Raw genomic sequence first — 21,276 nt, 5'->3', positions numbered from 1 at the left:
GTGGGACCCGGTGTACGTTGAGCACCTCTCGCTCACCGGGTTCCGGAGCTACCCGCAGCTGGAGACGGTCATCGAGCCCGGGATCACCGTCTTCGTAGGGCCGAACGGGGTAGGCAAGACGAACATCGTCGAGGCCATCGGCTATCTCGCGACGCTCTCGTCGCACCGGGTCAGCAGTGACAAGCCGTTGATCGCCTTCGGTGAGGAACGGGCGATCATCAGGGGCAGGTTCGTACGGGGTGAACAGCACACCAGCGTCGAGGTGGAGATCAACGCGGAGGCGGCCAATCGGGCTCGCATCAATCGGTCCAACCCGGTCAGGGCACGGGATGCTGCCGGGATTCTGAGAACCGTGATCTTCGCTCCCGAGGATCTCTCGCTCGTCAAAGGAGATCCCTCCGTCCGGCGTCGTTATCTCGATGACGTCATGGTGGCCCTGGTTCCGCACCAGTCCGCACTGCGGACGGACTACGAACGTGTGCTCAAACAGCGCAACGCGCTCCTCAAGTCCGCCCGCGCAGCCGGCCGCTTCTCGACGGCCCACGAGTCGACGCTGGAAGTGTGGGATCAGCATCTCGCCGAGACGGGGGCCCGACTGCTCTCGGCGCGGCTCGACCTCGTGGAGCAGCTGCGTCCCCACGTCCAGCGGGCGTACAACGAGTTGACCGACGGGTCGAAGGCGGCGGACCTCACCTACGGGTCCAGCGTCCCCTCGGGATCGCCGTCGGACGCTCCCCAGGACCCTGCAGAGGACGACGGCGCGGCCCTCTCGCGCGGATCGGATCAGCTCCGGGGACGTAGCCTGTCAGAGCTGACCGAACTCTTCGTGGCGACGCTCATGCAGTCGAGGAAGAAAGAGCTGGAACGGGGGATCTCGCTGGTCGGTCCACATCGCGACGAGCTGATATTGCTACTGGGGAATATGCCGGCCAAGGGATATGCCTCGCACGGCGAGACCTGGTCCATGGCCCTGGCCCTGCGTCTTGCCTCCTACTACCTGATGCTGCAGGAGGACCAGGTCCCGGGTGGGGATCCGGTCCTGATCCTCGACGACGTGTTTGCCGAGCTCGATGTCCATCGCAGGACCCGCCTGGCCGAGATCGTAGCTCCTGCGGAGCAGGTCCTGGTGACGGCCGCGGTGGGCGACGATATCCCGGGTGCGCTTCTCGGCCGGCAGATCAGGGTGGTTCCCGGTGGAATCGCGGCGGGCGACCCGCGCAGCCGGGCCGGCGCGCAGGACGACGCCATCCTGCCGTACGACGCTTCGGCTCGGATCGGCAGTGATGGCTCCGGATGAGGACGGCCCCCGAGAGGGGTCCACCGGTGGCCGGTCCGCTTCGAAGCATTCCGATGCGGCTATGGAGGGGGTGCGAGCGGATGATTCCATCACGGACGGCGTCGACGACCAGGGAGGCTATCCGGCACAGGATGCTCCCCAGGCACTGCTCAACCGTCTGCGCCATGCATCCCAGGCACGGGGAACGCCGCGGGAGACCGCGACGCGGAAGGCAGCCAAGTCCACCCGTCGGCGCTCTTCTCCCGAGCCGGTGTACGGCGGGCGTGATCCGGAAGGCGTGGGCAATGTCTTCTCGCGCATGCTGGCGGACCGGGGCTGGAAGTCCCCGGTGGCCGTGGGATCGGTGCTCGCACGCTGGGGTGAGATCGTCGGCGCGGAGATAGCCGCACACTGTGTCCCGGAGAGCTTCGACTCCGACACGGTCCTCGTGAGGTGCGATTCCACGGCCTGGGCCACCCAGCTGCGTCTCGTCACGCCGCAGGTCCTGCAGCGGTTCGAGGCTGAGTTGGGGCCGGGGGTCGTCACGCGGCTATCCGTCGTCGGGCCGGCCGCTCCGAGCTGGCGGAAGGGCGGGCGCACGGTGAAGGGGCGCGGTCCGCGCGACACCTACGGCTGAGATCTCGCATTCGGCGTGACGGCTACGCGGCCTGTAGGGCAATTGGGGGTCCACCGCCTGTATCGGTCCTCACGGAAGGTCCCGCTATCGGCTCTGGGCCCTCTTTATTGGCCAATGAGGGCCTGTTCGTGCGTGATTGTAGCGCTCCACAGGGTAGAATAGGACGAGATCGAATTGGTCCACCCAGTTGAGGAGCCGTCTACGCCTGTGGCACACGAGAACGAGTTGAACGCAAGTGATGTGGTGATCGGCGAGGGGGAGTCCCCGATCCTCGAGGCAGCGACGGAGCATGCCTACGGGGCGAGCGAGATCACCGTGCTCGAGGGCCTCGAAGCTGTCCGGAAGCGCCCCGGCATGTACATCGGTTCCACCGGACCCCGCGGCCTCCACCACCTCGTGTACGAGGTCGTCGACAACTCGGTGGACGAGGCTCTGGCCGGATACTGCGACCACATCGAGATCACGCTGCAGGCCGACGGCGGTGTGAAGGTCGTCGACAACGGTCGTGGCATCCCGGTCGACATGCACCCCACCGAGGGCCGCCCGACCGTGGAGGTCGTCATGACCATCCTCCACGCGGGTGGCAAGTTCGGCGGTGGTGGATATGCGGTCTCGGGTGGACTCCACGGTGTCGGTATCTCCGTGGTGAATGCCCTGTCCCAGCGCGTGGAGACCGAAGTACGCCGTCAGGGCCATGTCTGGCGCCAGACCTTCGCGGACGGCGGCAAGCCCGTGGGAGAGCTGCGGAAGGGTGAGGAGACCACGGAGACGGGGACCACCCAGACGTTCTACCCGGACGATTCGATCTTCGAGACCACCGAGTTCGACTTCGAAACGCTCCGTGCGCGATTCCAGCAGATGGCCTTCCTCAACAAGGGACTGCGGATCACCCTCACCGACGAACACGTCGACGAGGTGGAGGACGAGGTCACTGCGGAGACCGGCGAGGACTCGACGCCGAAGCACCGCGAGGTCCAGTACCTGTACGAGAACGGCCTCCTCGACTACGTCCACCACCTGAACTCGTCGAAGCGCGTGGAGGTTGTCCACCCCGACGTGATCGCGTTCGAGACGGAGACTCCGGACCGCACGATGTCCGTGGAGATAGCACTGCAGTGGACCTCGGCCTATTCGGAGAGCGTCCACACCTACGCGAACACGATCAACACGCACGAGGGTGGGACGCACGAGGAAGGCTTCCGCGCAGCGATGACCACCCTCATCAACCGGTACGCGCGCGAGAAGAACATCATCAAGGAGAAGGACGACAACCTCACGGGTGACGACATCCGCGAAGGGTTGACCGCCGTCATCTCGGTCAAGCTCTCCGAGCCACAGTTCGAAGGGCAGACCAAGACGAAACTCGGGAACTCCGAGGTCAAGGGCTTCGTCCAGCGCGTGGTGACCGACCAGCTCGGAGACTGGCTGGAGCGCAACCCCGGCCCGGCACGCGACGTCATCCGCAAGTCGATCCAGGCGTCACAGGCCCGGATGGCAGCACGCAAGGCGCGCGAGTCGACCCGCCGCAAGGGGCTCCTCGAATCCGGGGGCATGCCCGGGAAGCTCAAGGACTGCCAGTCCAAGGACCCCTCGCGCTCCGAGATCTACATCGTGGAGGGCGACTCCGCGGGTGGTTCAGCGGTCCGCGGCCGCAATCCCGAGACACAGGCGATCCTCCCGCTGCGCGGCAAGATCCTCAACGTGGAGCGTGCGCGGCTCGATCGCGCCCTCGGCAACAGCGAAGTCCAGGCGATGATCACCGCCTTCGGTGCCGGGATCGGCGAGGACTTCGACGTCGCCAAGGCTCGGTACCACAAGATCGTCCTGATGGCCGACGCCGACGTCGACGGTCAGCACATCACCACGCTGCTCCTGACCCTGCTGTTCCGCTACATGCGGCCGCTCATCGAGAACGGTTTCGTGTACCTCGCGCAGCCGCCGCTGTACCGCATCAAGTGGTCCAACGCGAAGCACGACTACGTGTTCAGCGATCGTGAGCGCGACGAAGTCATCAAGATGGGCCTTGCCCGGAACCAGCGACTGCCGAAGGAGAACGGGATCCAGCGGTACAAGGGCCTCGGCGAGATGGACTACACGGAACTGTGGGACACCACGATGGATCCCGACCACCGCACCCTGCTGCAGGTCACCATGGACGACGCCGCCGCCGCCGACCAGGTGTTCTCGGTGCTGATGGGCGAGGACGTCGAGTCCCGCCGCAACTTCATCCAGCAGAACGCCAAGGACGTGCGTTTCCTCGATATCTGAGTGCCGATACCCGGCATCTTGCCGGCGCAACGAAATCTGCTCGTTCCTCGCAGATATTGAAGCGCCTACACAAGATGGCGGGTACCGGCCGGCGACCGCGTCAACTTTGTGGTCGAGAACCTTTCACGAACGGAACTGATTCATGAGTGATGACACCACCGGCAACGGATCCGACGAGCCCATCGAGGGTGAGGTCCTGACGGACCGCGTCAAGCAGGTAGACCTCCAGACGGAGATGCAGCGCTCCTACCTGGACTACGCGATGGCCGTCATCGTCGGACGCGCCCTGCCCGACGTCCGGGACGGGCTCAAGCCCGTGCACCGGCGCGTCCTGTACGCCATGTTCGACGGCGGCTACCGCCCGGACCGTTCGTTCAACAAGTGTGCGCGCGTGGTCGGCGAGGTCATGGGGCAGTACCATCCCCATGGCGACTCCGCGATCTACGACGCCCTCGTCCGGCTCATCCAGGACTGGACCATGCGATACCCCCTGGCTCTCGGCCAGGGCAACTTCGGGTCGCCGGGCAATGACGGGGCTGCCGCTCCCCGATACACCGAGACCAAGATGGCCCCGCTGGCCATGGAGATGGTGCGGGACATCGACGAGGAGACCGTCGACTTCCAGGACAACTACGACGGCAAGAACCAGGAACCGACGATCCTCCCGTCGCGTTTCCCGAACCTCCTCGTCAACGGTTCCTCCGGAATCGCCGTAGGCATGGCCACCAACATTCCGCCGCACAACCTCCGCGAGGTGGCGGACGGGGTGCAGTGGTACCTGGAGAACCCCGAGGCCTCGAAGGAGGAACTGCTCGAGGCGCTGATCGCGCGGATCAAGGGGCCCGACTTCCCGACCGGTGCCCAGATCCTGGGACACAAGGGCATCGAGGACGCGTATCGGACCGGGCGCGGCTCCATCACGATGCGAGCCGTGGTCAACGTGGAGGAGATCCAGAACCGCACGTGCCTCGTCGTCACCGAGTTGCCCTACCAGGCCAACCCGGACAACCTCGCGATCAAGATCGCCGAACTGGTCAAGGACGGCAAGGTCAGCGGGATCGCCGACCTGCGCGACGAGACGTCGGGCCGTACGGGTCAGCGACTGGTGATCGTCCTCAAGCGGGACGCCGTCGCGAAGGTGGTCCTCAACAACCTCTACAAGCACACGCAACTGCAGGACAACTTCAGCGCGAACATGCTGGCGATCGTCGACGACGTCCCCCGCACGCTCAGCCTGGATGCCTTCATCCGTCACTGGGTGACCCACCAGCTCGAGGTCATCGTGCGGCGCACACGCTACAGGCTGCGCAAGGCCGAGGAAGAGGCGCACATCCTCCGCGGCCTCCTCAAGGCGCTCGACGCACTGGATGAGGTCATCGCTCTGATCCGGGCATCGTCCACCACGGAGGAGGCGCGCGACGGGCTCATGGGCCTGCTCTCGATCGACGAACTCCAGGCGACGGCCATCCTGAACATGCAGCTCCGCCGGCTCGCCGCCCTGGAACGCCAGAAGATCCAGGACCGCCACGCAGAGCTCGAATCCATGATCACCGAGTTCAACCGGATCCTCGCCTCCGAGGACGTCCAGCGCGGGATCGTGAGCACCGAACTCTCGGACATCGTCGCGAAATTCGGCGACGACCGGCGCACCGAGATCCTCATGGGCTACGACGGCGACATGAGCATGGAGGATCTGATCCCCGAGGAGGAGATGGTCGTCACCATCACCCGCGGCGGATACGTCAAGCGCACGCGCAGCGACAACTACCGGCAGCAGGCGCGCGGAGGGAAAGGCATCAAGGGTGCCCAGCTCCGCGGGGACGACGTCGTCGAACACTTCTTCGTCACCACCACGCACCACTGGCTGCTGTTCTTCACCAACCTCGGACGGGTCTACCGGGCGAAAGCCTACGAACTGGTCGAGGCCGCGCGGGATGCCAAGGGCCAGCACGTCGCGAATCTCCTGGCGTTCCAGCCCGACGAAACCATTGCGCAGGTACTGGACCTTCGCGACTACCAGCAGTCGCCCTACCTGGTCCTCGCCACCAAGCGCGGCCTCGTCAAGAAGACCCGCCTCGAGGACTACGACACCAACCGCACGGCCGGTGTGATCGCCATCAACCTGCGCGACAACGACGAACTGGTGTCCGCACAGCTGGTCTCCGGCGACGACGACATCATGCTGGTGTCCCGCAAGGGACAGTCGCTGCGCTTCACCGCGGACGACGACGCCCTGCGGCCCATGGGCCGTGCGACGTCCGGTGTCACCGGGATGAAGTTCCGCATGGACGACGAGCTGCTGGCGGCCAAGGTGGTCACCGACGACTCCTTCGTGTTCATCGTCACCGAAGGCGGCTTCGCCAAGCGCACCAGCGTCGAGGACTACCGGGTCCAGGGCCGAGGGGGCCTCGGCATCAAGGTGGCCAAGCTCGCAGAGGAACGCGGTGACCTGGTCGGGGCGCTCGTCGTGCAGGAGGAGGACGAGGTCCTGGTGGTCATGGGTGGTGGGAAGGTGGTTCGTTCCGCCGTCGCCGGTGTGCCCGCCAAGGGCCGCGACACCATGGGTGTCATCTTCGCGAAGCCCGACAAGTCGGACCGCATCATCGCTGTGGCTCGCAACAGCGAGCGGAGTGTGGCCGTCGAGGAAGGCCTGATCGACGACCCCTCGGAAGTGAGCCCCGACGTCGACGTCATCGATACGATCACACCGCAGGAGGAACCTGCGGAGTTCACAGCCGATGAAGTACGGTTGTCGACAGAGGAAACGGCTGAGCCTGACGCTGAGTCACCCGAACACGGAGGTAGCGAGTGAGCTCGGCCAACAGCAACCCGCGATCGACGGGCGGAAATGTGAGGACCCCCGGATCGTCGCCCCGTGTGAACGCTCCGGCTCGTCCGGCCCAGCGTCCGGCGTCGTCGGGCAGTCAGGGGCAGCGCCCCGCCCAGCGGCCGGGGCTCGTGAAGCCCGCACCGAAGGCGAAGGCCCGCAAGGCCCGGCTCCTCGTCAGCAAGGTCGATCCCTGGTCCGTCCTCAAGATGTCCTTCCTTCTGTCGGTGGCTCTCGGGATCGTGACAGTGGTCGCGTCCTTCGTGATCTGGACGGTGCTGGACCTGACGGGTATCTTCGACGGCGTCAACGAACTGCTCCGCGAGATCGCCGGGTCGGAGAATGGCGGGTTCGACCTCCGCCAGTTCGCCTCCCTTCCCCAGGTGCTGTCGTTCGCGACCATCCTCGCTGTGGTGAACGTCGTGCTCCTGACGGCGCTGGCGATGCTCTCGGCCGTCCTGTACAACATCTCCTCCTCGCTGGTCGGTGGTATCGGAGTGACGTTGACCGACGACTAGCGATACCGCTCGGCGGCGGTCCTCGGCGATTTGATGAATGCTGAGGCACTACTGTAAAGTCGTATCTCGGCCCGAAGAGGTATCGGGGCGTATAGCTCAGGCGGTTAGAGCGCTTCGCTGATAACGAAGAGGTCCCAGGTTCAAGTCCTGGTACGCCCACGGATTCACCACTCGCAGGTAATCGCAAGGAGACTGGCGTGAAGAAGTTGCTGATAGCAGCAGCAGTTGCAGCCGGTGTCCTCGTGTACAAGCGGTGGCAGGATTCGGAGAAAAGCAAGAACGTCTGGAGCAAGGCAACGGACGAGATAGCCTGAATGCGGATCACTCCCGAAAGGGATGTGGTTCTTCGGGGGCATGGCGCAATTGGTAGCGCACCTGCTTTGCAAGCAGGGGGTTCGGGGTTCGAGTCCCCGTGCCTCCACCGAAGGAAAGTCCCGGTCGATGACCGGGACTTTCTGCGTTGTCGGGGTGCGTACGGCCACTCACGGAGTGCCATAGTGTTGCTGAGTGATTATCTTCCTGTCGGTTCTGGGTGTGATCGGAGTGTCCGCCTCGGGACCCATCATGGCGGCGACGGCGGCACCGGTGCTCGCGATCGCGTTCTGGCGGAACCTCATCGGGGCCGTCCTCATGGGTGGTCCGGCAGCAGTCTCGAAGCGTGCTGAGTTCGCGGCGCTCCGCGGCCCTGACGCACGACGGCTCGCTATCGCCGCGGTGGCTCTTGCCCTCCACTTCGTCTGTTTCATCTCTGCACTCAAACTGACCTCGGTTGCGGCTGCAACGGCTCTCGTATGCCTACAGGTCGCCTGGATCGCCCTCTTCAATGCCCTGCTCGGATCCCGACCCCAGGGTGCCGTGGTCGCAGGGCTCGGTGTCGCCTTCGTCGGGGTCGTGATCATCACCGGGTTCGACCTCTCGCTCTCCCGCGATGCCCTCGTCGGCGACCTCCTGGCCCTTGCCGGCGGGGCTCTCGCGGGGATCTATCAAATGGCCGGCGCAGCAGCGCGGAAGACCATGTCCACCGGCACCTACACCACACTGTGCTACGGCGCATGCGCCGTCATCCTCCTGGCGCTCTGCGCGCTGACCGGGCAACCCGTCACCGGGTTCTCCCCTGCGGCGTGGGTCGGCATCCTGGCCGTTACCCTGATGGCCCAGATCATGGGCCACTCGGTCTTCAACCACTTGCTCGCCGTCATGAGCCCACTCGTGGTGTCGATGATCATCCTGCTCGAGATCCCGGGGGCGGCGATCCTGGCCGCAGTATTCCTGAACGAGACGCTACCCGCAGGGACATACGGCGGACTGGCCCTGATCCTCGTGGGGCTCGCCGTCGTCATCAGGGGCCAGCAACGTCGGCGGGGGCGGCGCTCCTCGTCTGCCGCGGTAGGCGCCGCCCCACCTCCGGTGCTCGGCGGGGAGTAGAGTTCGCCATTATGCCCACGTATGCATATATCGACCAGGGCATAGAAAAGCCCCCGGCTGTTCGCCGGGGGCTTTTCTGATGTAATCAGGCCTTCGGCTCGTCCGATGGCTTGGCGGCGTGCTTCGCCGTGTCCGAGGCGTCATCCGTCGCGTCCGTGACGGTCTCCGCGGACTGGGCCGGTGCATTCTTGCCCTTCTCGGCGGAGTCACCCGATGCTGCCGCGGCGCGGTCGGCTGCTTCCTTGATGTTGGCGACGACCTCCTTGGCTTCCTGGGACTTCTGGCTCGATACCGGTGCAGGTGTCGCCTTGACCGGTGCCGGAGTCTTCCAGGGATCCTCGACGGGCTTCGAGGCGCGCCATGCTGCGATGCCTGCCACCACGGCGGCCGCGATGATGCCGAAGATCAGCCAGCCCTTGCCGGACTTGCGCGGCGTGTTCTTCCTGAGGTCCTTCGATGCCTGGTGCGCTGCCTCCGCGAGTCGCTTCTGGGCCTTCTTGACGGCTTTCTTGTCGCCCGTGACCTTCGTGACCGCCTTCTCGACGGCCGGAGGGACCGTCACGGCGGCCAGGGAACGCGAAGCGCTATCAGCAGCCTCACCGAGCTTCGAGGAGAGGGCCGGCAGGTACTCGTCGACAACCCTGCCCTTGGCGGAGTTGATGGCGGGTGCGGCCTTGTCCAGCGTGCCCTGGATCTTCGGCGTGGTGTCGTCGATCACCTGGGAGATGCGGGGACCGACCTTGTCGAGGCCGTCCTGGATCTTGGGGGTCACGACGGCGATGCCGCCCGAGATACCGTCGGCGGCCTTGCGGTAGGTGTCCTGGAGAACTGGGCCGGCGGTCTCGATTCCCTTGTCCCAGCGCGGCTTGGCCCAGCCGTATGCGGCGTCGACGTGGGGGGCGGCCCATTCACGCGCTGCCACGACGCCGGCGGCCACGTTCTCCTCGAGCTCGTGGGTGACGCGATCGTTCTTCTTCACAAAAACCTCCAGGGGATGGTTACTCGTTTTCATCAGCCTACGTTGCATGGCCCATGGCGTGCTATCCGGAGCTGTCGTGAGCCCGTTCCGGGGGTGCGTTTCACTGAGCGCGGAATGCTCCTCCCCCAGCTTATTGTCAGCACCCGCGTGGAAGAATGGCGCCATGAGTGCTATTCCGACAGCAAAAGCGACCATCCATACCAACCAGGGCGACATCGAGGTGAACCTCTTCGGGAACCATGCTCCGAAGACAGTGAAGAACTTCGTCGGTCTCGCGACCGGTGAGATCGCCTGGACGCATCCGCAGACGGGCGAGGAGAGCAACGCGCCGCTGTACAGCGGCACGATCTTCCACCGGATCATCAAGGACTTCATGATCCAGGGCGGCGATCCGCTCGGCCAGGGGATCGGCGGGCCTGGCTACAAGTTCGACGACGAGATCAACCCGGACCTCACCTTCAACGAGCCCTACAAGCTGGCCATGGCCAACGCCGGCCTGCAGGGTGGCCGCGGTACCAACGGATCGCAGTTCTTCATCACCTCGGTGCCCACGACCTGGCTCCAGGGCAAGCACACCATCTTCGGTGACGTCACCGACGAGAAGTCCCGCACAGTGGTGGACAACCTCAACGCGATCGCCACCGACATGAGGGACAAGCCCCTCGAGGACGTCGTCATCGAGAGCATCACCGTGGAACAGCTCTAACCGAATGTCCTTCGGAGTTCCCGCACCGGACGCCGGCAGCCAGCAGGCGCCCGTCTGCCCCCGACACCCTGACCGCGTCAGCTACGTGCGCTGTCAGCGGTGCGGGCGGCCGGCGTGTGCCGAGTGCCAGAGGACAGCGGCTGTCGGCTTCCAGTGCGTGGACTGCGTCCGTGAACAGGCCGCCAATGCTCCTGTCCAGCGGACCGCCTTCGGTGGTGTGGCGCGCGGGGGTTCACCCGTCGTCACGTACACCCTCATCGGGATCTGCGCGGTGGTGTTCCTGCTGCAACTCGTCGTTCCCGGTCTGACCAGGGCCTTCTCCTACGCGCCCGTCTACACTGCGGGAGCCGGCGGTATCATCCCGGCAGAGCCCTGGCGCATGGTGACCGCAGCCTTCCTGCATTCGCCGTCGTCGTTCCTGCACATCGCCTTCAACATGTATGCGCTGTACATCCTGGGGAAGGTGCTGGAGCCGGCCATGGGGCGCGCGCGATTCCTGGCGCTCTACCTTGTGTCCGCCGTCGGCGGCTCCGTCGGCGTGTTGTTGCTGAGCAACTTCCAGCAGTCCGTGGTGGGCGCCTCCGGGGCCGTCTTCGGGCTGTTCGGGGCGCTGTTCATCATCCAGCGCAAGCGCGGCGGTGACGTACGGCAGATCGTCGTGCTGGTCGGCATCAACGCGGTGCTCGGTTTCGTGGTGCCGGGTATCGCCTGGCAGGCGCACCTCGGTGGGCTCCTGACGGGCGCTGCCTGTGCCGCAGTGATCGCCTATGCGCCGAGGGGCGCGCGTCAGACGCAGCTCCAGTGGGCCGGACTGGCAGGCGTCGTCGTGCTGCTGGGGCTCCTGACCTTCGTCGGGGTCTCGCTGCTGCCGGTGTGATGCGGATCCACAGGAGGGGCCGGTGCAACTTGAACTGCACCGGCCCCTCCTGCGTTGTCCACAGCACTTATCCACAGCGGGGATAACTTACACACATGTAATTCCACACCTGTGGATAAGGCTGGCCCGGATTTTCGGGCTACTCACCAGATCATCAACATTCTTGTGAACACCTGTGGATAACTTCTTGCACAGGATGTGTACAGCGGATCCGGATGCTCGGGATGACCCGGTCAGCGCCAGCGAGTCGTCATCAGGAAGCCGACGATGGCGATCCCGAAGCCGACGAGGATGTTCCAGGAACCCCACGCAGCCACGGGCAAAGTGGACATCGAGACGTAGAAGGTGATGATCCAGAGCAGACCGATGATCATGAGGCCGAACATGACGTACCTGTACCAGGCCGGGTTGGGCTTCGGCTGCGAGGACCTCGCTGCAGGCGCTGCGGAGTGGGCTCTCTTGCGGGGCTTCGACTCGGGCACGGATTCTCCTCGACGGGGCGCTGCCGCGGATCGGCTGCGCCGGTGGTTGTGCCGGCCGCGCCGGGAGGTCCTGATCCGCAGGCTGCCCTGGGGAGGAACACCACCCGGTGGCCCGCTACTTCCGTCGATTCTAGCCAAGAGGTGTGGGAATCCGGTCCATCACCAACATCCTCACGCGGAGGCGGGCGATGCTCTCACCGGCGCACGGGCGCACGGGCGCACAGGCGCGTATCATTGCTTACCCGGCGATGGATCCCTGCCGCCGCGGGATCCCGCAGTTCTACCCGCTCACCGATTCGACGATTGGTTCCCCGCAGCTCATGGCCGACACCGCCCGCATCCTCGTCGTGGACAACTACGACAGCTTCGTCTACACACTGGTCGGTTACCTGCAGGAGCTGGGAGCCGAGACCACAGTGGTCAGGAACGACGACGTCACCCTTGCCGAGGCGCAGGAGATGGCCGCTTCGCGTGATGGCGTCCTCATCTCGCCGGGCCCGGGCACACCGGCGGAAGCCGGGGTCTGCGTGGACCTCATCTCGTGGTGCGGAACGAATGCCAAGCCCATGCTCGGTGTGTGCCTCGGCCACCAGGCTCTCGCCGAGGCCTACGGAGGGACGGTGACGCACGCACCCGAGCTGATGCACGGCAAGACCAGCCTGGTGGAGCATGACGGCACCAGCGTCTTCGCCGGCCTTCCCTCACCCGTCACGGCTACCCGCTACCACTCGCTGGCTGCTGTCAGCGATGACGTCCCGGCTGAGCTCACCGTCACGGCCCGGACGGCCAGCGGGATCATCATGGGCCTCGAACACCGGACCGCACCCCTGTGCGGCGTGCAGTTCCACCCCGAGTCGGTCCTGACCGAGGGCGGGTACCGGATGCTCGGGAACTGGCTCGAATCTCTCGGGCTGGAAGGCGCTGCCGCGAAGGCCACCGGACTCAGCCCACTCATTGCGCGCTGACGAACGCTCCCCTCGGATCGGTCCCGCGGGTCAGGCCCCGTCCTCGGTGGGGCGAGCGTTCTGTTCGTCACCCGATCCTTCGGTCGGCTGATCGCCGGGGGTGTCGGAGGGGGCATCGGACGGCGTTTCCGGTGCGGGTGCGGGTGCGGGGGCTTTCGCCACCGTGATCGTGATCCGGGTTCCCTGTGCCACCTCGGACCGGGCGGGCTCCGACTGTGCCGTGACGATCCCCGGAGCCACCACGCTGTTCTCCACCTCCTCGATGACGGACGGTAACTGAACCGCGGGGTCGGCGAGCAGGGCCTGCGCCTGGTCGACCGTCAGATCGGTGAGCAACGGGACGGTCACCCTGCCGTTGCTCAGCACGAGGTCCACCGAACTGCCGACGGGTACGGTCTCGCCGGCGCGCGGGTTGGTGGTGATCACCCTCCCACCGGAGACATCGGCGCTGCTCTCCTCCGTGACGTCACCGCCCTTCAACCCGAGCTCCTCGAGGGCGTCGCGGGCAGACGATTCGGTCAGACCGGCAAGGGTGTCCGGCAGGACGACGTTGGCGGGGCCGCGCGACACCGTGATGGTCACCCGCGAATCGGGGGCCACCGAGGCACCCCCGGCCGGGTCAGAGCTGATCACGTTGCCGGCGTCGACCGTCGCGTTGAAGGCTTCGTCCGAGGACGCCGTCAGGCCCGTGTCCTCGATGGCGTCCTCGGCCTCCGCCTCGGACAGACCGACGACCTCGGGGGCCGTCACCGACGCCACTTCGGGTGTCTCCGGCCGGGCGGTGAGGGTGGTCAGCACCACGTAGCCACCCACCAGCACGAGAAGTACCGCCACGCAGAAGACCGTGATCCACCCGGCCCTGGAGGATCCCCTCCGCTGGTCCTGCCGAGGGTCCGTCTCCTCGCGGGGCCCGAGGACATCCGGGCGTCCATCACGGCTCGCGGCATGCTCGGTTCCGGAGCCGGCACGGACGCCGCCGTCGTCAGGTCCGATGGCCGAGACCCGGTCCATCATGCGCGTCTCGGGATCCGGGGAGTGGATGGCCGACCCTGCGGCTGCCCCTGCCACCACGCCTGCCCGTCCGAGCCCTCCTGCGCGGGTGCGGGGTGACGCGACGTCCATCGCTTCGGTGGCAGCACCCGCGGCGTCGGACAGGACGATCCCCCGACCGGCGTCGAGCAGGGCCGACCGGAAGGATGCCGCATCCTGGAAGCGCTCCTCCCGGTCCTTCCGCAGCGCCCGCGCGAGGACGGAATCGAGAGCAGCGGTCACCCGGGGATTCAGGCTGCTCGCAGTCGGTGGCTCCTCCCTGACGTGCTGGTACGCCACCGAGACGGGGCTGTCCCCGACGAACGGAGGCCTACCGGTGAGGAGTTCGAACAGCAGGCAGCCCGCGGAGTACAGGTCGCTGCGCGCGTCCACGGTCTCCCCGCGTGCCTGTTCGGGCGAGAGGTACTGTGCCGTCCCGAGGACGGCCTGCGTCTGCGTCATGGTGGCCTGGGAATCGGCCATGGCACGCGCGATACCGAAATCCATGACCTTCACCGTGTGCTCGGGAGTGATCATCACGTTGGCAGGCTTGATGTCACGGTGGACTATCCCGGCCTTATGGCTGTACTCGAGGGCGCCGAGGACGCCGGCCAGATAGGTGACGCTGTCCTCGGGGGTGAGGTCGCCCGCTTTCACGTGATCGCGGAGGGTGCGCCCCGCGACGTACTCCATGACGATGAAAGGGACGCGGACCTCGTGTTGCGGCCGGTCCGGGATCTCCTCCTCACCCGTGTCGTAGACCGCGACGATGTTCGGGTTGTTGAGCCCGGCAACGGCCTGTGCCTCCCGCCGGAAACGGGACTGGAACAACGGATCCCTCGCGAGGTCCTGGCGCAGCACCTTGATCGCAACCGAGCGGCCCAGCCGCAGGTCGCGGCCGAGGTGCACGTCCGCCATCCCCCCGCGACCGATGAGTTCGAGGACCTCGTACCGGCCGTCGAGGACGCGGTGCCCGGTCATCCCGCCGCGCCCGCCCGCCGATGGACCGCCACGCCGGTCATGGGCTGTCGGTCTCGGCCGGGGTCGAGGCCGGTGGTGCCGACGACGGCGGGGCCTGGGTGGGAGGTGGCCCGGACGAGACCACGTAGTCGACCTGCGTTCCGACGAGCAGGACGGCTCCCGCTCCGGGGTCCAGCCGGATGACCGTGCCGGCAGGCTGTTCGGACTGCTCCGATCCCACGTTCCGCGGCTGCAGGCCGAGCTCCACGAGAATGGTCTCCACCTCCGCGGCGGGACGGCCCTGCAGGCCGCCGGGAAGGGTGACCTCCTCGACTGGTTCGGGTCCGCGTGAGACCGTCAGGGTGATGGTTGCGGGCGGGGTCTGAGCGCCGCTCGGATTGATGTCGAGGACGATCCCTTCGTCCTGCTCCGCAAACTGCCGCTCGACGTTCACTCCGAAACCGAGCGAGATGAGTCGCTGTGTGGCGTCCTGCTCGGAGCGGCCGAGGTACTCGCTCGGGGAGATGATGACGTCGTCGTCCGCCTCGGTGGTGCTCGGTGCGGCGCTGGTCGGTTCGCTGGACGGCGACTCCGAAGGAGTCGGGGACCGGGACGGCTCGGTGCTGGCGGAGGCGCTGGTCTGCACCGGGACGTTGTCCGAGCTGTCCCCGGCCAGGAGTGGCTGCAGGATCAGGAAGGCGATGGCACCCAGCGCGAGCAGGAGCAGCACGATGAGCGGAATCAGCCAGGGGCTCCGGCGATCCTCCTCGCGATACGGCTGGGCGGACTCGGGTGCGTCGAGATCCTCTTCCGACCAGTCCCGCGATGCAGCGATTCCCGAGGCAGCACCTGCCGCCGCGGGCGCGGCCACGGTGGGGAGGGCCGAGGTGGTAGGAGCCGGGACCGCCGTCGTCGCCTGGGTGTCCTGGCGTGGCACGGCGGCCGTGGCCGTGTCCGCGCCGGACGCGAAGGCGAGCATGCCGGGAACAGCCGCCTCGGCGGCTCGGACGTTGCCGGCGCGGATGGCATCGACCGCAGTCGCCAGCGATTCGGCGTCCCGGGGCCTGTCCGAGGGATCCTTGGCGAGCATCGAGCCGATCAGCGCACGAACCGGACGCGGGATGGACTCGGGCAGGGGAGGCGGGGCGTCGTTGACCTGCGCCAAGGCGATCGCGATCTGTGATTCGCCCGAGAAGGGCCGGCGCCCGGCCAGCAGCTCGTACCCGATGACGCCGAGAGCGTAGATGTCGGAGGAACCGGTGGCCGGCTGTCCCGTGGCCTGCTCGGGAGCGAGGTACTGCGCCGTTCCCATGACCTGGCCCGTCGCTGTCAACGGCACCTGGTCGGCCAGGCGTGCGATCCCGAAGTCGGTGATCTTCACCCTGCCGTCCGGCATCACGAGGATGTTGCCCGGCTTCACGTCGCGGTGCACGAGACCCTGGCGGTGTGCGACAGCGAGGGCCGTGGCCGTCTGTCCGACGATGGACAGGGTGCGATCCGGGGAGAGGACCTGCTCCTTCTCGATCACGGCGGACAGCGGCTGTCCGGGGACGAGCTCCATCACGAGGTAGGCCGAACCGCCCTCCTCGCCGTAGTCGAAGACGTTCGCGATGCCCTCGTGGTTCAGCAGCGCCGTATGGCGTGCCTCGGCGCGGAAGCGGTTGAGGAACGCGGGATCACCCGAGTACTCCTCCTTGAGGATCTTGATGGCGACGACTCGGCCCAGGATCCGGTCGCGGGCCTTCCACACCTCTCCCATGCCGCCGATCGCAACACGTTCGGTCAGTTCGAACCTGCCGCCCAGCGTGATGCCTGAAGTGGGCCTCATCTGTTCAACACCGCCTCTATGAGTCTCTTGGCACTGGGTGAGGTCAATTGCTGACCCGTGGGAATGTCCACGTTCTCCATCACGATCGATAGGGCTACCTGCGGATCCTCCGCGGGAGCGAAGCCGGTGAACCAGGCGTTGTCACCGGTCTCGGTCACTTCCGCCGTGCCCGTCTTGCCGGCGACACGCACTCCGGGAATCTGCGCGCCGGCGGCGGTGCCGTTGTCCACCACGTTGACCATCCAGTCGGTGAGCTGGTTGGCCGTCGCCTCGCTCACGGACCGGCGCAGCAGCTCAGGCTGCGGAGCGTCGATCAGCTCGAGGTCCGGCGCACGGACGGACTTGATGAGCTGCGGCTGCATGAGTTCGCCGTCATTGGCGATCGCGGACGCGACCATGGCCATCTGGAGGGGCGTGACGCGGGTGTCGAACTGCCCGACGGCGGACTGGGCCAGCTCCGTCTCGGAGAGGTCGGACGGGAACACGCTCGCGGTGACGTCCGTGGGGATGGACAGCTGCTCGCCGAACCCGAAGCGTGCGGCCTGCTCCTGGATGGCCTCCTCACCGAGATCGATGGCGATCTGAGCGAAGGGAGTGTTGCAGGACTGTTCCAGGGCGAACTCGAGGTCCGCCGTCGCCCTGCTCGCACAGTTGCCGGTGACGTAGTTGGGGAGGGCGTAGTCGATCCCGGGGAATTCCAGTGCCGGCGGATTGGGGATCTCCGATTCGGCGTCGTACTCGCCCGATTCCAGTGCTGCCGCGGCATCCACGAGCTTGAAGACGGAGCCGGGCGAGACGAGCGACTGCGTCGCCGGATTCGTGTAGATGGACAGGCCGGGCTGCTCCGACAGGGCTGCCGCGTTCTCCAGGATGACGCTGGTGTCATGGACGGCGAGCAGGTTCGGGTCGAAGGAGGGCTTCGAGACCATGGCGAGGATGTTGCCCGTTGACGGCTCCATCACCACGATCGATCCGCGCTGTCCGTCCGGGATGAGGTCCCACGCCAGCCGCTGGATCTCCGGATCGATGGTCAGCTCCACCGACGCGCCCTGCGTGCCGACCCCGGAGAACAACTGCACCACGCGGTCGTAGAAGAGCGAACTGCTGGTCCCCGAGAGGATGGCCGACTCCGCGGTCTCGAGCTGCGTGGTTCCCAGCGAGAGGGAGTAGTAGCCCGTGAGGTGCGCATACAGTTCGGGGTCGTTGTAGACGCGCTGGAAGTTGAACTGGTCGTTCGAAGGCACGGATTCGGCGATCGCACGACCGTCGACGAGGATCGCCCCGCGCTGCCTCCCGAAGTCCTGGTAGAGCTGGCGGCTGTTCCAGTCGTTCTCCTTCAGCTCCTGCGCCTGGAAGAACTGCACGTACGTGAGGGAACCGAGGACGAGGGCGAACATGCTGATGGCCACGACCCATGCGCTGCGGATGGCTTGATTCATGGTGTTGCCTCCTGGGCGGGCTTCTTCTTCAGCCGCTTGCCGTTCATGCCGAGGGGCGCCGGGAACGAATCCTTCATCAGCGGGCTGGGCGCCGGCCGGCGGGCGGTCTCGGAGATGAGGAGCAGCAGTCCCACGATCAGCCAGTTGGCCAGGAGGGACGACCCTCCCGCGGACATGAAAGGCGTGGTGAGGCCGGTGAGCGGGATGAGCCGCGTGATTCCCCCGATCACCACGAAGCACTGGAGCGCGATGGTGAAGGAGAGTCCGCAGGCGAGCAGTTTGCCGAAACCGTCCTTGGTGCCGAGGGCGGCACGGATCCCGCGGGAGACCAGGAGCACATAGAGCATCACGATCGCGACGACACCGATCAGGCCCAGCTCCTCCCCGAGCGCCGCGATGATCATGTCGCTGTTGGCGTAGGTGACGAGGTCCGGCCGACCGGCACCGAGGCCGGTTCCGATGAGGCCTCCGTTCGCCAGACCGAACAGGCCCTGCACCACCTGGGCGCTGCCGCCGGGTGCCCGTCCGTACACCTCGGGGGCGAAGGCGTTGATCCAGGAGTCGAAGCGGAGTGCCACGTGGCTGAACAGTTCGAGCGCCACGAACACACCGACGCCGATGAGGGCCAGGCCGATCAGGACCCAGCTGACGCGACTGGTGGCGACATAGATCATGACCATGAACAGGCCGAAGAAGAGGATCGAGGACCCGAGATCCCGCTGGAAGATCAGGACGCCGATACTCACGAGCCATGCCGCGGCCATCGGAGCGAGGTCCCTGAAGCGGGGGAGCTGGAGCGGCCCGATCTTCTTCCCTGCGAGCAGGATGAGGTCGCGGTTGGTCGACAGGTATCCCGCGAAGAAGATGGCGAGGGTGATCTTCGCGATCTCGCCGGGCTGGAAGGTGCCGAACCCCACCGAGATCCAGATCCGGGCCCCGTTGATCTCGAGACCCACCGGGGCGGGCATGAGGGGCAGCAGGAGGAGGATCGCGCTGACGATCAGCGAGATGTAGGTGAAGCGGCGCAGGATGCGGTGGTCGCGGAGCAGGATCAGCAGGACGGCTGCGGACCCGATCGCGACGGCGGTCCAGAGGACCTGCTGCGGCGCGACGGGCGCGAAGTCGGGGTTGACCCGGAGCGCGGAGAGGTCGAGGCGGTGGATCATCGCCAGGCCGATCCCGTTGAGCGCGATGACGATGGGAAGTATCACCGGATCCGCATACTTGGCTCGGAACCGCAGGATCACGTGGATGAACAGCCCCATCACCGCGAGCGTGACGGCCTGCGACCAGAAGTATTCCCCGAAGGGTTCCTCGCGGTCGATCCCTGCGAGATAGTTGGCCCCCACCGCGACGCCCAGGGCCAGGAGAAGCAGGAAGAACTCGACGGTGCGGCGGGACCGCGGCACGGTCAGGACGTCACTCATTTTCTGCACCTCCGCAGTCGGGGGAAAGGGGAGCCGCGACCGCGGACCTCGAGGTGGTGGGCTCGGGTGATGCGTCCGAGGAATTGCTCGGGGCTGCCGATGCCCGGGAGCTCGACGACGCGCTCGAGGATGCTGTCGGCGAGGCGCTCGGCGACCGGCTCGGTGAGGGCGTGGCGCCACCGGATCTGGACCCCGTCGGTTCCACGGACGGCGCGGACGCGGAACCGCTTCTGCCCGTGCCATCGGCCCCGGAGGGCGTGGGGGACGCCGTCGGGGAAGCGGTGACCGGGCGCGTGCCCGGACCGCAGGGCACCGCCCGCAGTTCGCTCCGCAGATCACCCACGATGCGTTCGGCCTCCTCCAGGCTGGCGGCCGGCAGGGTGCTGGCGAGCTGTGAGCGCTGGTACTGCGGCAGGTTGGACACCGGGATGTCCGTGGTCTCGTACAGCTCACTGAGGCTGATGGGGCCGATACGCTGGGGAACCCCCGTGAACACGGCGACCCTGTTGTCCGCCTCGGCGACGTAGTAGCGCGTCTGCGTCCAGGTGTACCCGATCCCCAGGACGGCCACGAGGATCAGCGTCATGAGGGAGAGGAAGGTCGGAACGAGCCAGCGCCGCGCGCGTGCTGCAGGCTCCTCCTCCGTTTCCTCCGCCGTATCGCTCTCCGCCCGGTGGGTGAGGACCATGGCGGCACGGCGCTCCGTGGAGCGCTGCGTCACGATCGGTATCTGCCCGGTCTCGGTGGCGAGGGCAGCCGATCCGACCAGGACGTGAGGTCTGGTCAGGAGGTCCCTGCGGATCACGTCCGCACGGATGGCCGTTCCCGGCAGATCGCCGTTGCGGTCGATCTCGCGCGAAGCCGTGGAAGGATCCTGGGCGATATCACGCTCACCCGCCGCCTGCCGGGCCGGCGGGATCGACACGGGCGGCGCGGCGTCGTCGTCATCCGCTTCGATGACCTCCACGACGGCAATGGTGATGTTGTCGGGGGAACCACCTGCGAGTGTGAGCTCGACGAGCGTATTGACGCAGTCGCGGACGGTCGAAGCCTCGCGGACCACCTGCTCCACCATGCGGTCGTTGAGAACAGCGTTCAACCCGTCCGAGCAGAGGAGCCAGCGTTCTCCGGGTGCGGCCTCGAATGCCTCGAGGTCGAGTTCAGGGCTCGCATCGACGTCACCGAGGACACGCATGAGGACGTTCTTGTGCGGATGCACCTCGGCTTCCTCAGGTCGCAGGCGACCTTCGTCGATGAGGCGCTGGACGAAGGTGTGGTCGGTGGTGATCTGTTCGAAGACGTCGTTCTTGAGCCGGTAGGCGCGGGAATCGCCGATGTGCGCCAACTGCAGGGTCGAGCCTTCGAGCAGGAGGGCCGTGACCGTGGTGCCCATACCGGCCAGTTGCGGATTCGTCGCGACGAGTTCGGAGAGCAGTGAATTGGCGGTCTGGATCTCGTCCGCCAGGTGCGTCCCGGCGGCGCCGTCGTGTCCGTCGTGGTCGAGGTGCACGAGATCCAGCACGGTCGAGGCGGACGCGACGTTGCCGCCCGCATGACCACCCATGCCGTCCGCGACGACGGCCAGGAATCTGCCCGCATACGCGGAATCGTCGTTCTTCGCGCGAACCATGCC

Annotated in this window: 17 protein-coding genes and 2 tRNA genes; 12 read left to right on the top strand and 7 right to left on the bottom strand. The window is 66.5% G+C overall.

Annotated features, from left to right (window positions below):
- Positions 1–10 precede the first annotated feature (10 nt).
- From recF to FJV46_RS05620, 9 genes are all read left to right on the top strand, one after another.
- The gene (gene recF / locus FJV46_RS05655; protein WP_087029085.1) at positions 11–1,297 is read left to right on the top strand and encodes a DNA replication/repair protein RecF; all 1,287 of its coding nucleotides are present in this window, start codon (positions 11–13) and stop codon (positions 1,295–1,297) included.
- Between the two features lie 61 nt (positions 1,298–1,358).
- The gene (locus tag FJV46_RS05650; RefSeq protein ID WP_087029087.1) at positions 1,359–1,913 is read left to right on the top strand and encodes a DciA family protein; all 555 of its coding nucleotides are present in this window, start codon (positions 1,359–1,361) and stop codon (positions 1,911–1,913) included.
- Positions 1,914–2,153: 240 nt separating this feature from the next.
- Positions 2,154–4,181, top strand: coding sequence for a DNA topoisomerase (ATP-hydrolyzing) subunit B (gene gyrB, locus FJV46_RS05645; protein WP_087029396.1), 2,028 nt, complete (start codon positions 2,154–2,156; stop codon positions 4,179–4,181).
- Positions 4,182–4,323: 142 nt separating this feature from the next.
- Positions 4,324–6,993, top strand: coding sequence for a DNA gyrase subunit A (gene gyrA, locus FJV46_RS05640; RefSeq protein ID WP_087029089.1), 2,670 nt, complete (start codon positions 4,324–4,326; stop codon positions 6,991–6,993).
- The gene (locus tag FJV46_RS05635) at positions 6,990–7,526 is read left to right on the top strand and encodes a DUF3566 domain-containing protein (protein WP_087029091.1); all 537 of its coding nucleotides are present in this window, start codon (positions 6,990–6,992) and stop codon (positions 7,524–7,526) included. The genes gyrA and FJV46_RS05635 overlap by 4 nt, the downstream gene beginning before the upstream one ends.
- A gap of 85 nt (positions 7,527–7,611) precedes the next feature.
- Positions 7,612–7,685 (top strand) — tRNA-Ile (locus FJV46_RS05630).
- Between the two features lie 38 nt (positions 7,686–7,723).
- Complete coding sequence (locus FJV46_RS15550; protein ID WP_218777874.1) at positions 7,724–7,840, top strand: DLW-39 family protein; 117 nt, start codon at positions 7,724–7,726, stop codon at positions 7,838–7,840.
- Positions 7,841–7,874: 34 nt separating this feature from the next.
- Positions 7,875–7,947 (top strand) — tRNA-Ala (locus FJV46_RS05625).
- Positions 7,948–8,033: 86 nt separating this feature from the next.
- The gene (locus tag FJV46_RS05620) at positions 8,034–8,951 is read left to right on the top strand and encodes a DMT family transporter (RefSeq protein WP_087029093.1); all 918 of its coding nucleotides are present in this window, start codon (positions 8,034–8,036) and stop codon (positions 8,949–8,951) included.
- Between the two features lie 85 nt (positions 8,952–9,036).
- Here the strand turns inward: FJV46_RS05620 and FJV46_RS05615 are convergent, their stop codons facing one another.
- A complete protein-coding gene (locus tag FJV46_RS05615) occupies positions 9,037–9,963 on the bottom strand; it encodes a hypothetical protein (RefSeq protein ID WP_140995575.1) in 927 nt (308 codons plus the stop codon).
- Between the two features lie 130 nt (positions 9,964–10,093).
- On the opposite strand from FJV46_RS05615, the gene FJV46_RS05610 reads away from it, so the two are divergent.
- Entirely contained in the window at positions 10,094–10,636 is a 543-nt protein-coding gene (locus FJV46_RS05610) for a peptidylprolyl isomerase (protein ID WP_087029097.1), read from the top strand.
- Positions 10,637–10,640: 4 nt separating this feature from the next.
- Positions 10,641–11,513: a rhomboid family intramembrane serine protease gene (locus FJV46_RS05605; RefSeq protein WP_087029099.1), complete on the top strand. Its 873-nt coding sequence runs from the start codon at positions 10,641–10,643 to the stop codon at positions 11,511–11,513.
- 233 nt (positions 11,514–11,746) lie between these two features.
- Here the strand turns inward: FJV46_RS05605 and FJV46_RS05600 are convergent, their stop codons facing one another.
- Positions 11,747–11,995 carry a cell division protein CrgA gene (locus tag FJV46_RS05600; RefSeq protein WP_087029101.1) on the bottom strand — a complete coding sequence of 83 codons (249 nt, stop codon included), beginning with the start codon at positions 11,993–11,995 and terminating at the stop codon, positions 11,747–11,749.
- 320 nt (positions 11,996–12,315) lie between these two features.
- Between FJV46_RS05600 and FJV46_RS05595 the strand changes: the two genes are divergently transcribed.
- The gene (locus FJV46_RS05595) at positions 12,316–12,960 is read left to right on the top strand and encodes an aminodeoxychorismate/anthranilate synthase component II (RefSeq protein WP_087029399.1); all 645 of its coding nucleotides are present in this window, start codon (positions 12,316–12,318) and stop codon (positions 12,958–12,960) included.
- 30 nt (positions 12,961–12,990) lie between these two features.
- On the opposite strand, the gene pknB is transcribed toward FJV46_RS05595, so the two are convergent.
- Genes pknB through FJV46_RS05570 form a run of 5 tightly spaced genes read right to left on the bottom strand, consistent with a single transcriptional unit; the run spans position 12,991 to position 21,273 of the window.
- Positions 12,991–14,970, bottom strand: a complete 1,980-nt coding sequence (pknB, locus tag FJV46_RS05590) for a Stk1 family PASTA domain-containing Ser/Thr kinase (RefSeq protein ID WP_087029103.1) — start codon at positions 14,968–14,970, stop codon at positions 12,991–12,993.
- Between the two features lie 37 nt (positions 14,971–15,007).
- A complete protein-coding gene (locus FJV46_RS05585) occupies positions 15,008–16,777 on the bottom strand; it encodes a protein kinase domain-containing protein (protein ID WP_087029105.1) in 1,770 nt (589 codons plus the stop codon).
- Positions 16,774–18,216, bottom strand: coding sequence for a peptidoglycan D,D-transpeptidase FtsI family protein (locus tag FJV46_RS05580; protein ID WP_087029106.1), 1,443 nt, complete (start codon positions 18,214–18,216; stop codon positions 16,774–16,776). The genes FJV46_RS05585 and FJV46_RS05580 overlap by 4 nt, the downstream gene beginning before the upstream one ends.
- The gene (locus FJV46_RS05575; RefSeq protein WP_087029108.1) at positions 18,213–19,643 is read right to left on the bottom strand and encodes an FtsW/RodA/SpoVE family cell cycle protein; all 1,431 of its coding nucleotides are present in this window, start codon (positions 19,641–19,643) and stop codon (positions 18,213–18,215) included. Before FJV46_RS05575 ends, FJV46_RS05580 begins: the two co-directional genes overlap by 4 nt.
- The gene (locus FJV46_RS05570; RefSeq protein WP_087029400.1) at positions 19,636–21,273 is read right to left on the bottom strand and encodes a PP2C family protein-serine/threonine phosphatase; all 1,638 of its coding nucleotides are present in this window, start codon (positions 21,271–21,273) and stop codon (positions 19,636–19,638) included. Before FJV46_RS05570 ends, FJV46_RS05575 begins: the two co-directional genes overlap by 8 nt.
- Between the last annotated feature and the right edge of the window lie 3 nt (positions 21,274–21,276).

Origin of the sequence: Arthrobacter agilis, assembly GCF_006494655.1 — a bacterium.
GTDB lineage: Bacteria > Actinomycetota > Actinomycetes > Actinomycetales > Micrococcaceae > Arthrobacter_D > Arthrobacter_D agilis.
Note: the sequence above shows the minus strand (reverse complement) of the source record. Positions and strands in the feature narration are given on the sequence as shown.